The 294-nt window shown below is 46.3% G+C and carries 1 protein-coding gene; it reads right to left on the bottom strand.

What is annotated here, in order from left to right:
• Positions 1 to 198, bottom strand: a 198-nt coding sequence (locus tag D6C13_RS25815; RefSeq protein WP_208642954.1) for a hypothetical protein, incomplete at its 3' end; no start/stop codon positions are given.
• Positions 199 to 294: the final 96 nt, after the last annotated feature.

Raw genomic sequence — 294 nt, 5'->3', positions numbered from 1 at the left:
CTTTAATAACAATTTTTCAACCCGGTAATAGATGGACTGATCCTGAACACTCAACACTTCTTCCCATTCTTCAGGTGCTTTATTGCTGTCATCAATGCCCTGAATTAATACATTCCTCTGAATGAAAAAGTGATGCGGTTGTCGATGACGCCTATCAGCGCAAAATCCATTTCTTAAAGCAGGCGGAGGTTTGCACAACACTCACCGCCGCTCAGCGATGTTAACCAATATTCACCGTGCCACTTCCGATAACCACACCGCCGCAATCGATGCTGTCACCGGTTCTGGCAGCAG

Origin of the sequence: Rahnella woolbedingensis (assembly GCF_003602095.1) — a bacterium.
In the GTDB taxonomy this organism is placed as follows: Bacteria; Pseudomonadota; Gammaproteobacteria; order Enterobacterales; family Enterobacteriaceae; genus Rahnella; species Rahnella woolbedingensis.
Note: the sequence above shows the minus strand (reverse complement) of the source record. Positions and strands in the feature narration are given on the sequence as shown.